Below are 16,209 nucleotides of genomic sequence, written 5' to 3' on the forward strand. Positions count from 1 at the left end.
CGCCGAGAGTAGGCCTACGCCTCGAGCCGCCCGTAGGTGCTGATCACGTTGCCCTTGCTGGTCCGGGACTCGTCCTGCAGCACCAGTCTGGTGGTGGGGTCGCCGTCCTGGAACAGGCGCCGGCCGGTTCCCGCGATCACCGGGTGGGTCATGAGGGTTAGCGAGTCGAGCAGCCCGGCGAACAGCAGCTGCCGGGTCACCGAAATGCTGCCGCACACCGCGATCTCGCCGCCGTCGCGCTCCTTCAACCCCGCCACGAAGTCCTCCAGCGGCACGTCCATCAGCCGTGAGTTTTGCCATTCCAGCGGCTCCGCCAGCGTCCGGGACGCCACAAACTTCTCCACCGGGTTGATGAAGGCTGCGAAGTCCTCGTCCACCGACGCGTTGGGCCAGTATGCTGCCCACTCCTGGTAGCTCACCCGGCCCAGCACCACCGTGTCCACGGTTTCCATCATCTTTGTCAGGCCCACTCCCAGCTCGTCGTCGAAGCTGTCGAACTGGAACTTGAAGGGATCGGAAACCACCCCGTCCACGGAGTGGAACAGGCCGGCAGTGACTTTGCGCATGGGGACCTCCAGAAGGGCTTTCGAGCGGACACGGAACACGCTAATGCGCCCTCCCGCCGAGCGGAAGATCCCTGCCGGAATGGACGACGGCGGCCGCGCCAGTTACGTTCATCACTCGCCGCGGCGTCTTGCACGGTTTCGCCGATTCCGGGCCCCATACTTGTGGTGAGCGGCCGTTGCCGCGCCCCCGGCCAGGCAGGAGGAAGTGCATGGAAACCCTGAAAAAAATCGTGACCAACCAGTATTTCCCGGCCGGCGCCGTGCTCACGGCCGTCCTTTTGTTCTGGGCCGTGGGACTCCTGGGCGGGCTGTCCCTCCTGAACAACAACCAGCCGCCCCTGACCACGCTCACGTGGATGCTGTTTGTCTACGTGGCAGCGGTGCTCACCCCGCTTGCCGGGGCCGCCGCCGCCGCCGACCTGATCCGGCGCTGGCGCCGCAACCGCTCCGCCGCAGCAGCCCAGGCAACGTACGATGCTCAGGCAGTCCCGGAGGAAGAGCTTTACGAGGAAGAACCGCAAAAAGGCGACGCCCAAAAGGACGAGGCCCAGCCAGCCGCCCCAACCGCACAGGTGGAACCGGCAGCGGCCGCCGAGCAGGCGGACCCTGCCCGCCCATCGCAGCCGTCGCACGCCGCCAAGGCATCCCAGCCGAAGAAAAGCCCAAAGCAGGCGGGCCGCAAGCAAGCCGCCTAGCTGCGTACCGCCGTCGGCCGCCCTACCGTCCTTTCAGCGTATTGAGGGCTTCCTCGGCATTCTGCAGCGCCTGGTCCAGCCGCCGGGCAGGCTGGGGCAGCGAGAACAGGTACCCCTGCAGCGTGTCGCAGTCCAGTGCCGTGAGGTAGTCAGCCTGCGCCGCAGTTTCCACGCCTTCGGCCGTGACCGTCAGTCCCAGGCTGTGGGCCATATTGATCATGGAGCTGAGGATGGGCAGCCGCTCATTGCCCGTGTGCACCATGGACACAAACGTCCTGTCGATTTTCACCGTGTCCACGGGCAGGTCCTGGAGCCTGCCCAGCGAGGAATAGCCGGTGCCGAAATCGTCCAGGGCCACCCTGGCGCCGGCGTCCCGCAAGGTGCTGAGCTGTTTGATGAGGCTGCAGTCGGCGTCGAAGAAGACGCTCTCGGTGACCTCCAGGACCAGCTGGTAGGCGGCCACGCCTTTGTCCTCCGCGAGCCGCAGGACGGTCTGGGCGAAATCCGGGTCCTGCAGCTGGACGCCTGAGACGTTTACGGCGAGGGAGCGTGACGGGTCCTGGCTCAGCCACGGCGCCAGTTCCGCCATGCCGCCCGCCATCACTTCGGCACCGATCTCGTTGATCAGTCCGGTGCGTTCCGCCAGCGGGATAAAGACCGACGGCGGAACCCGGGTGCCGTCCCTGTCCCACCTTGCCAGCGCTTCGAACGTGACCACCTGCCCCATGCGGTGGGAGACGATGGGCTGGAAATCCACCGAGATCTCGCCCCGAGCCACGGCCAGCTGCAGCCCGCCCTCCATGTGGGTCCGCTGCACCAGGGCCGTCATCATATCCGGGTGGAACCGCAGGAAACGGTTCTTACCGGCTGCCTTCGCGGCATACATCGCGATATCGGCCTGGCGCAGCAGCTCGGAGGCGCCCACATTGTCCCGGGCCAGCGACGCGAGCCCCAGGCTGAGGCTGGGCCGCAGGACCGTGCCCTGGATGGTGACCGGGACGTGCAGGCACCGGACGATGCATTCGGCAATGGCGTCGGCATCCGGGCAGGCGGTCAGGAGGACAACGAATTCGTCACCGCCGAGCCGCGCCACGACGTCGGCAGTAGGGGCGCAGCCGCGGAGCCTGCGGGCCACTTCGATGAGCATGTCGTCGCCGGCCTGGTGCCCCAGTATGTCATTGACCTCCTTGAAATCGTCCAGGTCCAGGAGCAGGACGTCCACGGCTTTCAGCCTGGGCTCCTCCAGGGATCCGGCCAGGGCGTCGTTGAACACCGCCCGGTTGGCCAGCCCTGTTAGGGGGTCCTGGAATGCCATCGCGCGCAACTTCTCCGCCTGCGCCGCGAGGTCCATCATGGCCTGGTGGGCCTGCTCCTGGGCCTTCCGGCGCGGGGTAACATCCCGGAAGCTCCACACCCTGCCAACCACGTCATTGCCCACCCGCTGCGGCCGCGAATACCGTTCGAAGGTCCGGCCGTCCGCCAGGTCCACAACATCATGGCTCTCCGCGGAGGGGCTGTCCTCCAGCTCGCCGAGCCGGGCGCTGAAGGCAACCGGATCCGCGATCTGGGACATGACCAGCTCCATCACCGGCTCCTCGCTCTCGCCCTTCATGAGCTCCGGCGGGATGCCCCACATGCTAAGGAACTGGTCGTTGAAACCGGCCACGCGGCCCTCGGAGCTCATCACCAGGATGCCGTCCGCGGTTGACTCCAGCGTGGCGGTCAGCAGGGACATCGCCTCCCGCAGGTCCGCATCCGCCGCCTGGCGGTGGGAAGTACCCCGGACGGACAGGAGGAGCAGCGGCCCGGCGGGGACGCCGTCGTCGGATCCTGGAATGAGGGAACCGGCTGCTTCGGCGGGGAACTCAGCCCCGTCGCCGCGGAGCCCATAGATTTCGCGCGGGGGAAGATGCTCCCGGGGCCCGGCAAGGAGCGTCGCGAAAAGCTGCTCCACCTCGCCGCGGAAGCCCTCGGCCAGGAGCATCCGGTGGTCCCGCCCGGCCAGGTCCCCGCTGGCGTATCCGAACATCCTCCCCGCGGCGGCGTTGGCCGTTGTAATGGTGCCATCGCCCGCAATAGCCAAGAGAGCGTCCGGGCTGGCGTCCAGGACTGTGCCGAAGATTTGTGCTGCCGGATTTTTGTTGTGGCTCCAGTAATCAGTCATTGCACCACCCCCCTCGCACATCATAAAGCGCAAGATGCTGAATTGGTGGCGGAACAGCAGGAATGGGCTGCGAGCTGTCCCCCGGCCTGCGCGGGGCCCCATCACCCAGCTTCCCAGGCAACGCAAAAAGCGCCGCCCCGGTGGAGGGCAGCGCTTTTTTGTTTGAGCGAATATGTGGGGTTGCTACACCCGGCGGCCGCTGCGGTTGGCGACCGCACCGTAAATCAGGAGCACGATGACTGAACCAAGAATTGCCAGCAGCCAGGTGCGGAGATCGAAGAACTCAGCCAGTCCGCCGCCGAAAATCAGCGAGCCGATCCAGCCGCCCAATAGGGCTCCGACAACGCCGAGGACCAAGGTGACCACCCAGCCTCCGCCTTGGCGGCCAGGCAAGATGGCCTTTGCAATGGCTCCGGCGATCAGGCCCAAAATGAGAAATCCGAGAATACCCATGTTGCCACTCCTTAATCAGTAAGTTGTGCCGGGCCCCCATTTCCGGTTCCATAATTCAATCAGCGTGCTTACTGCTCTGCAAGGGTTTGATTGTCACGGGATGACTGTCAGTTTTCCCGCTTGGATAGGATTGGGTGTTCCCGCCACCAACCAAGGAGCTCCGGCATGTGCAGCCAGCAGACCGTCCGGCCGCGTGCCGTCTTCCTCGATATCGACGGCACGTACGCGGACCACGGGCTGGCGCCCGACGCGCATGTGGAGGCAGTCCGGACCGCGCGGCGGCTGGGGCACCTCGTCTTCGTGTGCACCGGCAGGCCGCTGGCCATGGTCCCCGCCCACATCCTTGAGGCCGGTTTTGACGGCACCATCACCGGCGCCGGCGCCCGGGTGGAGCTGGACGGCGAGGTCCTCAAGGACACGCGCTTCGACCAGGACCTGGCCGGCCGCATTGTTGACGCCCTGGATGCCCATGACGTGGCCTACATCCTCGAAGCCCCGGAATCCCTTCACGGACGCACGGGCGTGGACCAGCGGCTGAGGGAGGTGCTTGGGCCCATCTTCGCAGGCCGCCCGCAGCATGACGGGGTCCTGGGCACGGACGTGGACCCCCTCGAGGACATCCTGGGACCCATGCAGTACAGCGACGACCTGCGGGGAACGTCCTACGCCAAGATCTCCTGTTTCGATTCGGCAGTGCCGCTCAAGCAGTTGGTGGACCGGCTTGGTCCGCAGGTGGGTCTGATTCCCAGTTCCCTCTCTGCCCTGGGAGACCGTGCCGGGGAGATCTTCATGGCAGGGACCCACAAGGCGGTGGGCATCCAGGTGGTGGAGGAGCATCTGGGCCTTGACCGGGCAGACATCGTGGCCATCGGCGACAGCGCCAACGACATCGAGATGCTGGAGTACGCCGGGGTGGGGATCGCCGTGGAAGGCGGGCACCCTGCCGTGCTGGCTGTTGCCGACCGGTTCACAGCCGGCCCCGCAGGCAACGGTGTGGCCCTCGCCTTCGCCGAACTGGGCCTGCTGAGCTAAAGCCGGGGGAGGGCGCCCTCCACAGCTTGCACGTCCGAGTGCCCGGTGCCCAGGCCGCGCACCACCCAGCCATGGGCCTGCCATTCCGTCGCGTCCAGCACGTTGCGCGCGTCCAGCAGCACCCGCCGTCGTACGGCCGCACCCGCAACGGCGGGGGACAGCCGCCGGTATTCATCCCACTCCGTGAGCAGCAGGACCAGCTCGGCGCCTTCCAGGGCCCTCCCGGTGGCGGCCTCGAACCGCAGGCGCGGGTAGCGCCGCCAGGCGTGGTTCACCGCCTTGGGATCAGTGACCGTGACGTGAGCCCCGGCCGCGGCGAGCCGGTCCGCCACGTCCAGGGCGGGGGAGTCGCGGATGTCGTCTGTGTCGGGTTTGAAGGAGGCGCCCAGCACGGTGATGGAGCGGCCGGCGACGTTGCCGCCGCAGAGTCCGGCGGTCAGGCTGACTGTGCGTTCGCGCTGGCCCAGGTTGACCGAATCCACCAGCCGCATCCAGTCGTCAACCGCGGTCACGCCCAAGACTGCGGCCTGGGTCCGGAAGCTGCGGATGTCCTTGGGCAGGCAGCCGCCGCCAAAGCCCAGCCCGGCGTGCAGGTACCGGCCGCCGATCCGCGGGTCCATGCCCATCGCCTCGCTCAATTCCGCCACGTCCGCGCCCGAGGCGTCGCACAGTTCGGCGACGGCATTGATGAAGCTGATTTTGGTGGCCAGGTACGCGTTGGCTGCCGACTTGATGAGCTCTGCCGTGGCGAAGTTGCACACCAGCCGGGGAATCCCGGCCCGGAGAAGCGGTTCGTAGACGGCGTCCAGGGCCGCCGTCACCCCGCGCGGCGCGCCGGGGCCTGCATGGAAGGCAACCGCGCGCCCGCCCTCCACCCCGTACACCAGACGGTCCGGGACGAGCGAGTCCTTTACCGCGGTTCCCTGCCGGAGGAATTCGGGGTTCCAGCCCAGCAGCACGTCGGGCCGGGCGGCCAGCACGCCGCGGAGCATTTCCACGGTGCCCACGGGGACAGTGGATTTGCCGACGACGACGGCGCCCGCCGCCAGGTGCGGCAGCAGGGCTTCCGTGGCGGAGACCAGGAAGGTGAGGTCGGCGGCGTCGGACGTTTTGTCCTGCGGGGTGCCCACGCACAGGAAGTGCACCTGCGCGCCCTTCGCATCGGCGGCTTTGGTGGAGAAGGTGAGCCTGCCGGTATTCCGGCCGTCCTGCAACAGCTCGTCCAGCCCGGGTTCGTGGAAGGGGGCCGCGCCGCGCGCCAGCTGCTCCACTTTGCCGGGATCGACGTCGATGCCCACCACGGTGTGGCCCATGGACGCGAGGGTGGCCGCATGCACTGCGCCCAGGTAGCCGCAGCCAATCACGGAGATTTTCATAATGCTGCTCCTTCGGTGCTGCCTGAACCCAGGGAAGCCGGGACTCCGGCAATGACGTCTTCGTAGTGGCGCACCAGCCCGGCGCACAGTGCAGGCCAGGTCCTGTCCTGCACTGAGGCATGTGCTGCGGCGGCGAATGCGCGGCGCTTGGCGTCGTCGCCCATCAGGTCGAGCACCTGGCTGCGCATGGCGGACAGGTCGCCGGGTTCGTAGAGCCATCCCGTCCGGGAGTTCTCCACCAGGTCCAGTGGGCCGCCGCGGCCGGTGGCCACCACCGGCACGCCCGATGCCATGGCCTCCTGGATGGTCTGGCAGAAGGTTTCGAACTCACCCGGGTGGACGAAGAGATCGAAGGACGCCACGGCGCGTGCCAGCTCCTCACCGCCCAGGAACCCGGTGAACACCGCGTCCGGGAGGGCTTCCTCCAGCGCCGCGCGCTGCGGCCCGTCGCCCACGATCACAAGCCTGGCGTTGGGGACGCCGACCAGCGCGGCCAGGTCCTCCACCTGCTTCTCCATCGCGAGCCGGCCCACGTAGCCGATGATCCGCCTGCCGCCGGGGGCCACCTCGGCCCGCCAGCCGTCGTCGCGCTTTTCCGGGGAAAACCTGGCGGTATCCACCCCGCGGCGCCACATGCGAACCCTTGGGATGCCGCGGCCGCGCAACTGGTTCAGCGCGAACGTGGAAGGCACCAGGGTGCGGGAGGCGAGCAGGTGGATGTTCTCCACCCGGTTCCACGCCCAGTTTTCCAGGAACGGAACCCCGTACTTCGCGGCGTAGCTGGGAACCTCGGTCTGGTAGATCGCAACGGTGGGAATGCCCAGCTGGTGGGCCGCCTGCACGGCGCGCCAGCCCAGGACGAACGGCGAGGCCAGGTGGACGACGTCCGGTGCGTAGTCGGCAAGGATTCGCTTGACCCGGTACACACCGCCCATCGCCACGCGGACGTTCGTGTACCCGGCCAGCGGAACCGCCGGCAGCCGGTGGATCTCGGCGCCCTTGACGTGGCCCGGCGCTTCGGCGTCCTGCGCTGAGGGAGCGATGACCAGGACGTCGTCGCCCCGGTCCTGGAGATGGTCCAGCACCCTCAGGATGGAATGGGTGACCCCGTTCATCAGTGGCAGGAATGATTCGGCAACAATTGCGATCCTCACCCCTCCACGATGTGCTGGAGGCTTGAAATGGCGGGGGAGAAAGCGTTACCCGGAGGAAAAGGCTGGGTGAACAGGAACCGCCGTATTTCAAAAAAAATACTAAGTACGCTTGGCATTTGATGCTAAGCATGCTTACGGTATGGGGGCAGCTAACGCGAAGCCTCAAGCAGCCGGGGCGGAGGCCAGTGCCGGGATCCCCTGGCGCCGGTACATCCATTTTGTTAGCTAAGCCCAGCGCAACGACACATCCAAGGAGACGTCATGCTCAACCGGGAAAACATTGAAAACCTGCTCACCAAGGGCGGCAACGTCATCGGCTCAGATGGCGGGAAGATCGGCTCCATCGGCCAGCTTTACGCGGACGACGACACCGGCGAGCCCACGTGGGTCACGGTCAAGACCGGCCTCTTTGGCACCTCGCAGTCTTTCGTCCCCGTCGAGGGGGCACACAACCAGGGCGACGACCTGGTGGTTCCCTACAGCAAGGAACACGTCAAGGACGCTCCTCGCGTGGACGTTGACGGCCACCTCACCCCTGAGGAAGAGGACCGCCTCTACACGTACTATGACCGCGGCGCCCGGACCTACTCCGAGTCGCGCGATGAAGTGGACCTCCAAGGTGACGCCGACCTGAACGCCGGCACTCCCACGGCAGGCGTTGACCGCGACTTTGACGGCGACCGTGACCGCGGCACCGTGGGCCACGACACCTCCGGCCCCACCACGGATGACGCCATGACCCGTTCCGAGGAACAGCTCCATGTCGGCACGGAGCGGGAAGCCGCCGGCCGGGCCCGGCTGCGGAAGTACGTCACCACGGAAAACGTCACCAAGACCGTCCCCGTGCAGCGTGAAGAGGTCCGCCTTGAACGCGAGCCCATCACGGATGCCAACAGGGGCGCGGCCCTCAACGGTCCGGACATCAGCGAGGAAGAGCACGAGGTGATCCTGCACGAGGAACGCCCCGTGGTGCAGAAGGAAGCAGTCCCCGTGGAGCGGGTCCGCCTGGACAAGGAAGTGGTCCAGGATGACGTGACGGTGAACGAGGAAGTCCGCAAGGAGCACATTGATGCCGACGGCGTGGATCGGGACGCTCGCCGCTAGGCACTCTGCCGTGAGGCACATGCAGTGCAGAGGCTGACGCGCCGCTGAACGGACCGGCGCGGAGGCAGCAGCACAGCGAACGACGCCGGGAGTCCACTTGGGGGCTCCCGGCGTCGTTGTGCATGCGGAACTTCGCAAAAATGCCGGTGCAGCCCCCGCTCGCGGCGGCGACCGCACCGGCCAGTAGGACGAATATCTTCAGAACTTAGGGTTCTTCTCCCATTCGCGGCTCCTGTTTCCCGGGTTACGGATTCCGGGTTATCTCCTGTCGGCCGCCAGGTTCCTCGAGAACAGCCAGCCGGCAACAATCATCACTGCGCCCAGGGCCAGGTGGGTCCAGTTGTCCAGCATGTTCAGCGACAGGAAGTTGGCCGCAGAATCCACGCCGACAATCAGCCCGAAGACGGCAAGGACGACGTACAGTGCGCCCGCTCCCAGGAGAAAGTTCCGTGCTCCATGTTCAGTGCGGGACATTGCCCAGCCGGTTGCGCCGATGGCCAGCTGCACGATGTTGAGCAGCATGGACACCTGGAACAGCCCCAGGAACATGGCATGTGAAGCCGGTCCGAGGAACATCAGTTCGCTGTATTGGGTGGTGACACCCGGGATGAAGCCCAGGATACCCACCAGCATCAAAACAATTCCCACTCCCATGCCAGCGTTTTGGACGTCTGCCCGGCCAAAGTGAACGCCGTGTGCATGTGGGGATGCGGTAGTCATTCTTTCCCTCCAATCCACTCGTTGTGGACAATTAAAATTTTACGGCGGACCACAGCGAAAAGCGCCGCCGCAGGCACTCCTGAAGTTTCCCCTGATCAGGCTGTTGAGCCTGTCGTTGCAGGCCCGGGCGGGCTGGCCGTGACACCATGGGGCACGATGAAACTGCGTGCTGACCAGACCGGAGACCGTGGCCTTCCCATGCCCTTGTGGCTGCAGGGTGCCCTCGAGACGGCACAGGCAGCCATCATTTCAGCGTTGGTTGTGATTGCGCCGATCATTGCCGTCTGGGCCACCGCGGGCTTCCATGACAGTGCCTTCGATGTCCTGGCCCGGCTGGCCGGACAGTCGTGGCTGCTGGTCCACGGGGTGCCGCTGGAACTCACTGCCGCCGGTCCGAATGCCGCGGCGAACGGGAAGTCCGGTGTCCTCTCGCTCATTCCGCTGGGCCTGACCCTGCTGCCGTTCCTGCTGGCATGGCGGGCCGGACGCCGGCTGGCCCGGGCCTCCTACACGGACCAGCTCTGGCAGGCCCTGCTCGGCTCATGGGTTGTCTACGCCGCTTTCGGCACCGCCACGGGCTTTGTCTGCCGCACGCCCGACGTCGTCATCAATCCTTGGCACGCCATGGTCATACCCCTGATTCCCTACGCGCTGGGCATGGTGGTGGGCGCGCGGCGCGAGGCCGGCTCCTGGAGCCGGCTCATCGGCGTCGACGCGGTGGACTGGATCTCCCGCACCAGCCAGCATTCGCGGTGGGCCGGGTCCTATCTCGGCTCCGCCGCGAAGGCCGGGTTCGTCGCCACCGTTTCCGCGCTAGCCCTGGCGGCGGTGTTGCTTGCCGTTGACCTGTTCATTCACTGGAACCTGGTGGTCGCCGTCTATGAAGCGCTCGACGCCGGCGCCGTCGGAGGGGCGGCCCTGACCATCGCGCAGCTGGGGTTCCTGCCCAACCTCGCGGTCTTCGCCCTGGCCTGGACGTCCGGGGCCGGCTTCGCCATGGGCGCCGGCTCCCAGGTGGGCCCGCTGGGGACCGCCGTCGGACCGCTGCCGTCCATCCCGGTGCTGGCCGCCATTCCCTCCGGGCCCCTCGACTACGCCTTTGTTGCCCTGATCGTCCCGGTGCTCGCCGGAGTCCTGGCCGGCTGGTGGTTCCTGCGCGAAGGTGAAAACCATTTTGACGAATGGCTGGCCATCAAGATCCACGCGCGCTGGTTCACGGCCACCCTGTCCACCCTGGCGCTCGGAGTGCTGGCTGGGCTGGCTGCGGGGCTGCTGGCCTTTGGGCTGGCCTGGCTGGCCCGCGGATCGGCCGGCATCGGACGCCTGACGGAGATCGGGCCGGACCCGTTCTGGACGGGAGTCTGGCTGGCCGCGGAGGTGGGTGCCGGCGTCGTCATCGGTTACGCAGCCGGACCGTGGCTGGAACGTGAGCACGCGGAAAAGGACCAGGAAATGGAGCTGGTTTCCTAGGCTGCCGGCGTTGCCGGCGCGGCTGTTGCCGCCGTTAGGGGATCTGCTGGGGCAGTGAGTCCTGCAGCTGGATCCGGCAGGCGGACTGGGCCTTGTCGGTGAGCGCACGGCCAACACATGCCTGGTATTCGCGCACTTCGTCGAAGAACACTGCCGTGACCAGGATGAGCAGCACCATGATCGCGGAAACCACCAGCCCGGAAATGGTGCCCACCAGGACCAGTTTGGACTCCTTCAGGCGCACCGCCCGCACCAGCAGGACGATTCCCAGGGCGATGCTGGCAGCCGTCAGGACGCCCGTCAGCCACAGGTATGTGACGTCCAGCTGGTAGACGAAGAAGGCGCCCAGCACCGAGACGACGAACATCCGGAACAGGGTGTGGGTCTTGGCGAGCGAGGCTTTGGCCGCCTCGCTGAGCTGCGGTTTGGTCCGCTGCCGCCCAGCCGGTTCCGGTGTGGTGTTCATGTTTTCCAGCCTACGCGAGCCTGCCCATAAGCTAGTGCCATGCGCATCGTAGTCCTCGTTTCCGGTACCGGGTCCAACCTCCAGGCTGTCATCGATGCGGTCAAGGCAGGGGACCTGGACGTGGAAATCGCTGCCGTAGGGGCGGACCGCCCGGGCACGTACGGCGTGGAGCGGTCAGCTGCCGCCGGCATCCCCACGTTTGTGGTGGACTTCAAGGCGTACCCGGACCGGGCGCACTGGAATGCAGCGCTGACGGAGGCCGTGGCAGGGTTTGAGCCGGACGTGGTGGTTTCCTCGGGGTTCATGCGGATTGTCAGCCCGGAGTTCATTGAAGCTTTTGGCGGGAAATACCTGAACACGCACCCCGCCCTGCTTCCGGCTTTCCCCGGCGCCCATGGCGTACGGGACGCGATGGCCTACGGCGTTAAGGTCACTGGCTGCACGGTGCACTGGGCAGACGCCGGCGTGGACACCGGCCCCATCATCGCCCAGGAAGCCGTGGCCATCGAGGACTCGGACACGGAGGAGACCCTGCACGAACGCATCAAGGTGGTGGAGCGCCGCCTTCTCGTCTCCACCCTGGCCTCCCTGGCTGCGGCCCACCCCTCCTGACTCCCCCTCCCCACCCAACTAGGTAGCGCTAAGTGTCGTTTTGAACCCTCAAAACGACACTTAGCGCTACCTAGTTGGGCATGGGCGGGCAGGCCTGTGGATAACCTCTGCGGCATCCCGCCGCGCCTGGCACGATGGGCGGATGAAGGTACCGAGTCAGTTACCCGACCAGTTGGCGTCCCTCCCTTTTACTTTTCAGGAAGCGGTCGACGCCGGAATCAGCCGGCGGCGGCTGCGTCACCATGGCTTGCTGTGGCCAAGCCGGGGCGTCCGGGTGCCGGATGCGGGCGAAATATCACACCTCGCCCCGCGCATCCGCCCCTACACATTGGTCACCGAGTTTGCCGCCGCTTCGCACGCCTCGGCCTTTCTCCTGTGGGAATTTCCCGGCTTCCTCCCGGGCAGCGATGAGCCACTGCTGCACATCTCGCGGCCGGACACTGCTGCCATCATGCGCCGGCCCGGTGTGAAGGGACACCGCGGGCAGTTTTTCGCTGACGAGATCGTGAATCATGCCGGACTGCTGGTCACTTCGCGGGGGAGGACCTGGTTGGACTGCTCCCGCAAGATGGGCATCGAAGAGCTGACCGTGGTTGCAGACCACTTGCTTCGCATTCCGCGGCCCGACTTCGAAGGCAGATCAGAGCCCTATGCAACCCGGGAGGATCTCGAAGACATGCTTGACCGGCATAAGGGGACTCCCGGTATCAGGAAAGCCCGGGTTGCCCTCGACAGGGCACGGGTGGGGTCCGATTCCGCCCCTGAAACCAGGCTGCGGCTGGCACTGGAGGACGCAAGCCTGCCTGAACCATTGCTGAACGTTCCTACTGAACTGGGCGCCGGCGTCGTTCGCCAACCTGACCTGAGTTATCCGGAACAGAAGGTGGCGGTGGAGTACGACGGCGAGGGCCACTCGGAGGCGGTTCAGATCGTCCGCGACATCGCCCGGGAAGAGGATTTCGCCCGTGCAGGCTGGCTGCTCGTGAGGATTTCGAAGCGGCACATGGAGAGGGATGCCCGGCCGGCGGTGGCCAAGGTACGTTCAGCGCTCCTGAGCCGGGGCTGGTACCCCAACAAAGAAACCTAGGTAGCGCTAAGTGTCGTTACGAGGGCTCAAAACGACACTTGGCGCTACCTAGCTGGGAGGGGAAGGGTTGGGAGGGGAGGCGGGGCTATTCGAGGCGGCGCTGTTTGGTTTCGGGGGAGAAGAACGCCATCCACAACACGGCCAGCAGCACCAGTCCGCCGGCCAGGGCGAAGGACGTGGCCAGGCCGAGCTCGGGCCAGAAGTAGTTCGCGAAAATGAGCGGGCCAAAGCCGGCCCCCAGCCGCGAGAACGTGGACGCCCAGCCGAAGCCGGTGCCGCGCAGCTCCGTCGGGTAGAGCTCTGATACGTAGGCGTAGAGCACCGGGATGGCCACCTGTACCACAAACCCGAACACAAGCAGCCAGAACACCGCGGCCGTGGGGATGTCCACCACGAACGCCACAATTACCAGGGTCAGCGCGGACAGCGGCCCGGTAATGGCCAGGATCCATTTGCGGCCCACGCGCTCCACCAGCAGGGCGGCCACGATGACGCCGAGAAGCCCGACGGCGGCCATGGACGCCGTGGTGACGAATGCCTTGTACTCGGCAAAGCCGGCCCCAATCAGGATCCGGGGCATCCACGTGAGGGACAGGTAGTAGACCAGAAGGATGCTGAAGAACAGTGCCCACGCTGCCGCCGTGATCTTCCAGTTGAACTGCCACACAGAGCGGAGTTGGGTCCAGGCGCTGCCGGCAGACAACCTGGGCACTTCCTGGGCGTCGGGCAGGCTGTAGGCGCGCGGCTCCGCACCGGTGGCGGCCACCAGCCCGTCAATGACCTTGGCGGCTTCCTCCCGCCTGCCCTTGCGGATCAGGAACAGCGGGGACTCCGGGACGCTGCGCCGGACCCAGAACACCAGCAGGGCAGGCAGGACCATCACCAGCATGGTCAGCCGCCAGTCGCCGAAAGCGGCTACCAGCCCAGCGGAGACGAAGCCCGCCAGGGCGGCGCCCACTGGCCACCAGCCGTCCATCGCCGTGAGGACGCGGCCGCGCTGCTTGCGGGGCGTGAACTCGCCCACCAGGGCATAGTCCACGGGGATACAGCCGCCCAGGCCGAATCCGGCCATGAACCGGAACGCGCAGAACCAGATGAAGTCGGGGGAGAAGGCGCCCAGGACGGTGAACAAGGAAAAGATCAGCAGCGTGGCCGTGAAGGCTTTCTTGCGTCCGATGGTGTCCGCGATGGTACCCCAGACGAACGCGCCCAGCGCCATGCCGATCAGGTTGGACGTGCCCACCCAAGCCACCTCGCCAGGCGTCAGCGCCCAGTGCGTGGAAAGCAAGGGAATCAGGATCCCGTTGAGGGTCACATCCCAGGCGTCGAACATAAAGCCGAGGCCGCCGATCAAAAAGATCCTGCCCTGGACTTTCCATCGCCAGGGCAGTTCCTGGACCACCTGTTCGCCGCTTGGCACAGTGGTGTAAGTATTCATCGCAGCCTCCTGGGAAAACTCTAGCCGGGCCCGCCGGCGTTCACACTCCCGCTGACACGCCGGGCAACCTCCGCTTCGGGATAAACTGGGCCCTATCCCCACCAACCGCGGCATTGTTCCGCGAGATAAGACGGAGACATTTGTGAGCTTCACGCAGCATGAGCGCGTATCCATTGACCGTGTTCCCATCCGCCGGGCGCTGATCTCGGTTTACGACAAGACAGGTCTGGAGGAGCTCGCCCAGGGCCTGCACGCTGCGGGCGTGAAGCTGGTTTCCACCGGTTCCACGGCCAAGAAGATCGCCGCCGCCGGTATCCCCGTTCAGGAGGTCGAGGAAGTCACCGGCTCCCCGGAGATGCTGGACGGCCGCGTCAAGACGCTGCACCCCCGTGTCCACGGCGGTATCCTGGCCGACCGCCGCGTCCCGGCGCACATGGAGACCCTCACCAAGATGGAAATCGAGCCGTTCGACCTGGTGGTGGTGAACCTCTACCCGTTCGTGGAGACCGTCAAGTCCGGCGCAGCCCAGGATGACGTCGTTGAACAGATCGACATCGGAGGCCCCGCCATGGTGCGTTCCGCAGCGAAGAACCACGCCGCCGTCGCCATTGTGGTGGACCCGTCCTTCTACGGGCAGGTGGTCACCGCAGCTGCGGAAGGCGGCTTTGATCTGAAGACACGACGGCGGCTGGCTGCCAAGGCGTTCGCCCACACGGCGTCCTACGACAACGCGGTGGCCACCTGGACCGCCAGCCAGTTCCTGGATGAAGACGGCGACGGCGTCATCGACTGGCCCGCCTACGCAGGCCTTTCGCTGGAGCGTTCGGAGGTGCTGCGCTACGGCGAGAACCCGCACCAGCAGGCTGCGCTGTACGTGGACAAGGCGGCGCCGGTGGGCATCGCCCAGGCGGACCAGCTGCACGGCAAGGCCATGAGCTACAACAACTTCGTGGACGCCGACGCCGCACTCCGCGCCGCCTACGACTTCAGCGAGCCGGCCGTGGCGATCATCAAGCACGCCAACCCGTGCGGCGTGGCCGTCGGTTCCGCAGATGCGGCCGACCCCATCGCCGACGCCCACGCCAAGGCCCACGCCTGCGATCCGGTGTCCGCGTTCGGCGGCGTCATCGCGTCCAACCGCACGGTCACTGCCGGCATGGCGAACACGGTCAAGGACATCTTCACCGAGGTGGTCATCGCCCCGGGCTTCGAGCCGGAGGCCGTGGAGATCCTGTCCAAGAAGAAGAACATTCGCCTGCTCGCCCTGCCTGAGGGCTACGGCCGCTACCCCACGGAGTTCCGCCAGGTGTCCGGCGGCATGCTGGTGCAGGTTGCGGACAAGGTTGATGCCGACGGCGACAACCCCGCCAACTGGACGCTCGCTGCCGGTGAGGCTGCGGACGAGAAGACGCTCGCGGACCTCGACTTCGCCTGGACCGCCTGCCGCGCCGCCAAGTCCAACGCGATCCTCCTCGCCCAGGACGGCGCCGCCGTGGGCATCGGCATGGGCCAGGTCAATCGACTGGATTCCTGCCGCCTGGCAGTGGAGCGGGCCAACACGCTGGGCGTATCTGTGGACTCGGATGTTGATGGTGCCGGCGGCGCCTCGAACGCCGACGCAACAGGCGCCCCCGAGCGGGCCCGCGGCGCAGTGGCTGCTTCCGACGCCTTCTTCCCGTTTGCCGACGGCCTGCAGATCCTGATCGACGCCGGCGTGCGCGCCGTGGTCCAGCCCGGCGGTTCCGTCCGGGACGAGGAAGTCATCGCAGCAGCCAACGCCGCTGGAATCACCATGTACTTCACCGGAGCCCGCCACTTCTTCCACTAGGGTCCGATGATGGATTAACGACGACGGCGCCCGCCCCCGCGAAG

General features: G+C 66.4%; 15 protein-coding genes. 7 read left to right on the plus strand and 8 right to left on the minus strand.

Going from position 1 to position 16,209, the window contains the following annotated elements:
- Positions 1-14: 14 nt before the first annotated feature.
- Positions 15-566, minus strand: a complete 552-nt coding sequence (locus FHJ30_RS06165; RefSeq protein ID WP_139028424.1) for a dihydrofolate reductase family protein — start codon at positions 564-566, stop codon at positions 15-17.
- 209 nt (positions 567-775) lie between these two features.
- Between FHJ30_RS06165 and FHJ30_RS06170 the strand changes: the two genes are divergently transcribed.
- Positions 776-1,261, plus strand: coding sequence for a hypothetical protein (locus FHJ30_RS06170; protein WP_139028425.1), 486 nt, complete (start codon positions 776-778; stop codon positions 1,259-1,261).
- 22 nt (positions 1,262-1,283) lie between these two features.
- Here the strand turns inward: FHJ30_RS06170 and FHJ30_RS06175 are convergent, their stop codons facing one another.
- Together FHJ30_RS06175 and FHJ30_RS06180 are read right to left on the minus strand one after the other, a co-directional pair.
- Complete coding sequence (locus FHJ30_RS06175; protein ID WP_139028426.1) at positions 1,284-3,425, minus strand: bifunctional diguanylate cyclase/phosphodiesterase; 2,142 nt, start codon at positions 3,423-3,425, stop codon at positions 1,284-1,286.
- A 183-nt stretch (positions 3,426-3,608) separates the two neighbouring features.
- Positions 3,609-3,878, minus strand: a complete 270-nt coding sequence (locus FHJ30_RS06180; RefSeq protein WP_139028427.1) for a GlsB/YeaQ/YmgE family stress response membrane protein — start codon at positions 3,876-3,878, stop codon at positions 3,609-3,611.
- Positions 3,879-4,043: 165 nt separating this feature from the next.
- Here FHJ30_RS06180 and FHJ30_RS06185 point away from each other — a divergent pair, with 165 nt between their 5' ends.
- Positions 4,044-4,910: an HAD family hydrolase gene (locus FHJ30_RS06185; RefSeq protein ID WP_139028428.1), complete on the plus strand. Its 867-nt coding sequence runs from the start codon at positions 4,044-4,046 to the stop codon at positions 4,908-4,910.
- Here the strand turns inward: FHJ30_RS06185 and FHJ30_RS06190 are convergent.
- The gene (locus FHJ30_RS06190; RefSeq protein ID WP_139028429.1) at positions 4,907-6,286 is read right to left on the minus strand and encodes a UDP-glucose/GDP-mannose dehydrogenase family protein; all 1,380 of its coding nucleotides are present in this window, start codon (positions 6,284-6,286) and stop codon (positions 4,907-4,909) included. The genes FHJ30_RS06185 and FHJ30_RS06190 overlap by 4 nt on opposite strands.
- The gene (locus FHJ30_RS06195) at positions 6,283-7,440 is read right to left on the minus strand and encodes a glycosyltransferase family 1 protein (protein WP_179997633.1); all 1,158 of its coding nucleotides are present in this window, start codon (positions 7,438-7,440) and stop codon (positions 6,283-6,285) included. The genes FHJ30_RS06190 and FHJ30_RS06195 overlap by 4 nt, the downstream gene beginning before the upstream one ends.
- A 261-nt stretch (positions 7,441-7,701) precedes the next feature.
- Between FHJ30_RS06195 and FHJ30_RS06200 the strand changes: the two genes are divergently transcribed.
- Positions 7,702-8,544 (plus strand): YsnF/AvaK domain-containing protein, encoded by an 843-nt coding sequence (locus FHJ30_RS06200; RefSeq protein WP_139028430.1) that lies wholly within the window; start codon positions 7,702-7,704, stop codon positions 8,542-8,544.
- A gap of 258 nt (positions 8,545-8,802) precedes the next feature.
- Here the strand turns inward: FHJ30_RS06200 and FHJ30_RS06205 are convergent, their stop codons facing one another.
- On the minus strand, positions 8,803-9,264 hold the full coding sequence (locus FHJ30_RS06205; protein ID WP_139028431.1) for a DUF4383 domain-containing protein: 462 nt from the start codon (positions 9,262-9,264) through the stop codon (positions 8,803-8,805).
- Between the two features lie 156 nt (positions 9,265-9,420).
- Here FHJ30_RS06205 and FHJ30_RS06210 point away from each other — a divergent pair, with 156 nt between their 5' ends.
- Positions 9,421-10,734 (plus strand): DUF6350 family protein, encoded by a 1,314-nt coding sequence (locus tag FHJ30_RS06210; RefSeq protein ID WP_139028432.1) that lies wholly within the window; start codon positions 9,421-9,423, stop codon positions 10,732-10,734.
- Between the two features lie 34 nt (positions 10,735-10,768).
- Here FHJ30_RS06210 and FHJ30_RS06215 read toward each other — a convergent pair whose 3' ends face one another.
- Positions 10,769-11,200 (minus strand): hypothetical protein, encoded by a 432-nt coding sequence (locus FHJ30_RS06215; RefSeq protein WP_139028433.1) that lies wholly within the window; start codon positions 11,198-11,200, stop codon positions 10,769-10,771.
- Between the two features lie 39 nt (positions 11,201-11,239).
- On the opposite strand from FHJ30_RS06215, the gene purN reads away from it, so the two are divergent.
- Positions 11,240-11,812, plus strand: a complete 573-nt coding sequence (gene purN / locus FHJ30_RS06220) for a phosphoribosylglycinamide formyltransferase (protein ID WP_139028434.1) — start codon at positions 11,240-11,242, stop codon at positions 11,810-11,812.
- Between the two features lie 247 nt (positions 11,813-12,059).
- Positions 12,060-12,899 carry an endonuclease domain-containing protein gene (locus FHJ30_RS06225; RefSeq protein WP_240793615.1) on the plus strand — a complete coding sequence of 280 codons (840 nt, stop codon included), beginning with the start codon at positions 12,060-12,062 and terminating at the stop codon, positions 12,897-12,899.
- Between the two features lie 85 nt (positions 12,900-12,984).
- Here FHJ30_RS06225 and FHJ30_RS06230 read toward each other — a convergent pair whose 3' ends face one another.
- Positions 12,985-14,337 (minus strand): MFS transporter, encoded by a 1,353-nt coding sequence (locus tag FHJ30_RS06230; protein WP_139028436.1) that lies wholly within the window; start codon positions 14,335-14,337, stop codon positions 12,985-12,987.
- 142 nt (positions 14,338-14,479) lie between these two features.
- On the opposite strand from FHJ30_RS06230, the gene purH reads away from it, so the two are divergent.
- Positions 14,480-16,165: a bifunctional phosphoribosylaminoimidazolecarboxamide formyltransferase/IMP cyclohydrolase gene (purH, locus tag FHJ30_RS06235; protein WP_139028437.1), complete on the plus strand. Its 1,686-nt coding sequence runs from the start codon at positions 14,480-14,482 to the stop codon at positions 16,163-16,165.
- Positions 16,166-16,209: the final 44 nt, after the last annotated feature.

This window comes from Arthrobacter sp. BB-1 (assembly GCF_006151685.1).
Taxonomy (GTDB): domain Bacteria; phylum Actinomycetota; class Actinomycetes; order Actinomycetales; family Micrococcaceae; genus Arthrobacter.

What these genes read in the sequence shown, in the direction of transcription:
- FHJ30_RS06210 (WP_139028432.1), top strand. Translation starts at nt 9,421, where the DNA reads ATGAAACTGCGTGCTGACCAGACCGGAGACCGTGGCCTTCCCATGCCC.
- FHJ30_RS06190 (WP_139028429.1), bottom strand. Translation starts at nt 6,286, where the DNA reads ATGAAAATCTCCGTGATTGGCTGCGGCTACCTGGGCGCAGTGCATGCG.
- FHJ30_RS06200 (WP_139028430.1), top strand. Translation starts at nt 7,702, where the DNA reads ATGCTCAACCGGGAAAACATTGAAAACCTGCTCACCAAGGGCGGCAAC.
- purN (WP_139028434.1), top strand. Translation starts at nt 11,240, where the DNA reads ATGCGCATCGTAGTCCTCGTTTCCGGTACCGGGTCCAACCTCCAGGCT.
- FHJ30_RS06215 (WP_139028433.1), bottom strand. Translation starts at nt 11,200, where the DNA reads ATGAACACCACACCGGAACCGGCTGGGCGGCAGCGGACCAAACCGCAG.
- FHJ30_RS06170 (WP_139028425.1), top strand. Translation starts at nt 776, where the DNA reads ATGGAAACCCTGAAAAAAATCGTGACCAACCAGTATTTCCCGGCCGGC.
- FHJ30_RS06165 (WP_139028424.1), bottom strand. Translation starts at nt 566, where the DNA reads ATGCGCAAAGTCACTGCCGGCCTGTTCCACTCCGTGGACGGGGTGGTT.
- FHJ30_RS06230 (WP_139028436.1), bottom strand. Translation starts at nt 14,337, where the DNA reads ATGAATACTTACACCACTGTGCCAAGCGGCGAACAGGTGGTCCAGGAA.
- FHJ30_RS06180 (WP_139028427.1), bottom strand. Translation starts at nt 3,878, where the DNA reads ATGGGTATTCTCGGATTTCTCATTTTGGGCCTGATCGCCGGAGCCATT.
- FHJ30_RS06175 (WP_139028426.1), bottom strand. Translation starts at nt 3,425, where the DNA reads ATGACTGATTACTGGAGCCACAACAAAAATCCGGCAGCACAAATCTTC.
- FHJ30_RS06205 (WP_139028431.1), bottom strand. Translation starts at nt 9,264, where the DNA reads ATGACTACCGCATCCCCACATGCACACGGCGTTCACTTTGGCCGGGCA.
- FHJ30_RS06185 (WP_139028428.1), top strand. Translation starts at nt 4,044, where the DNA reads ATGTGCAGCCAGCAGACCGTCCGGCCGCGTGCCGTCTTCCTCGATATC.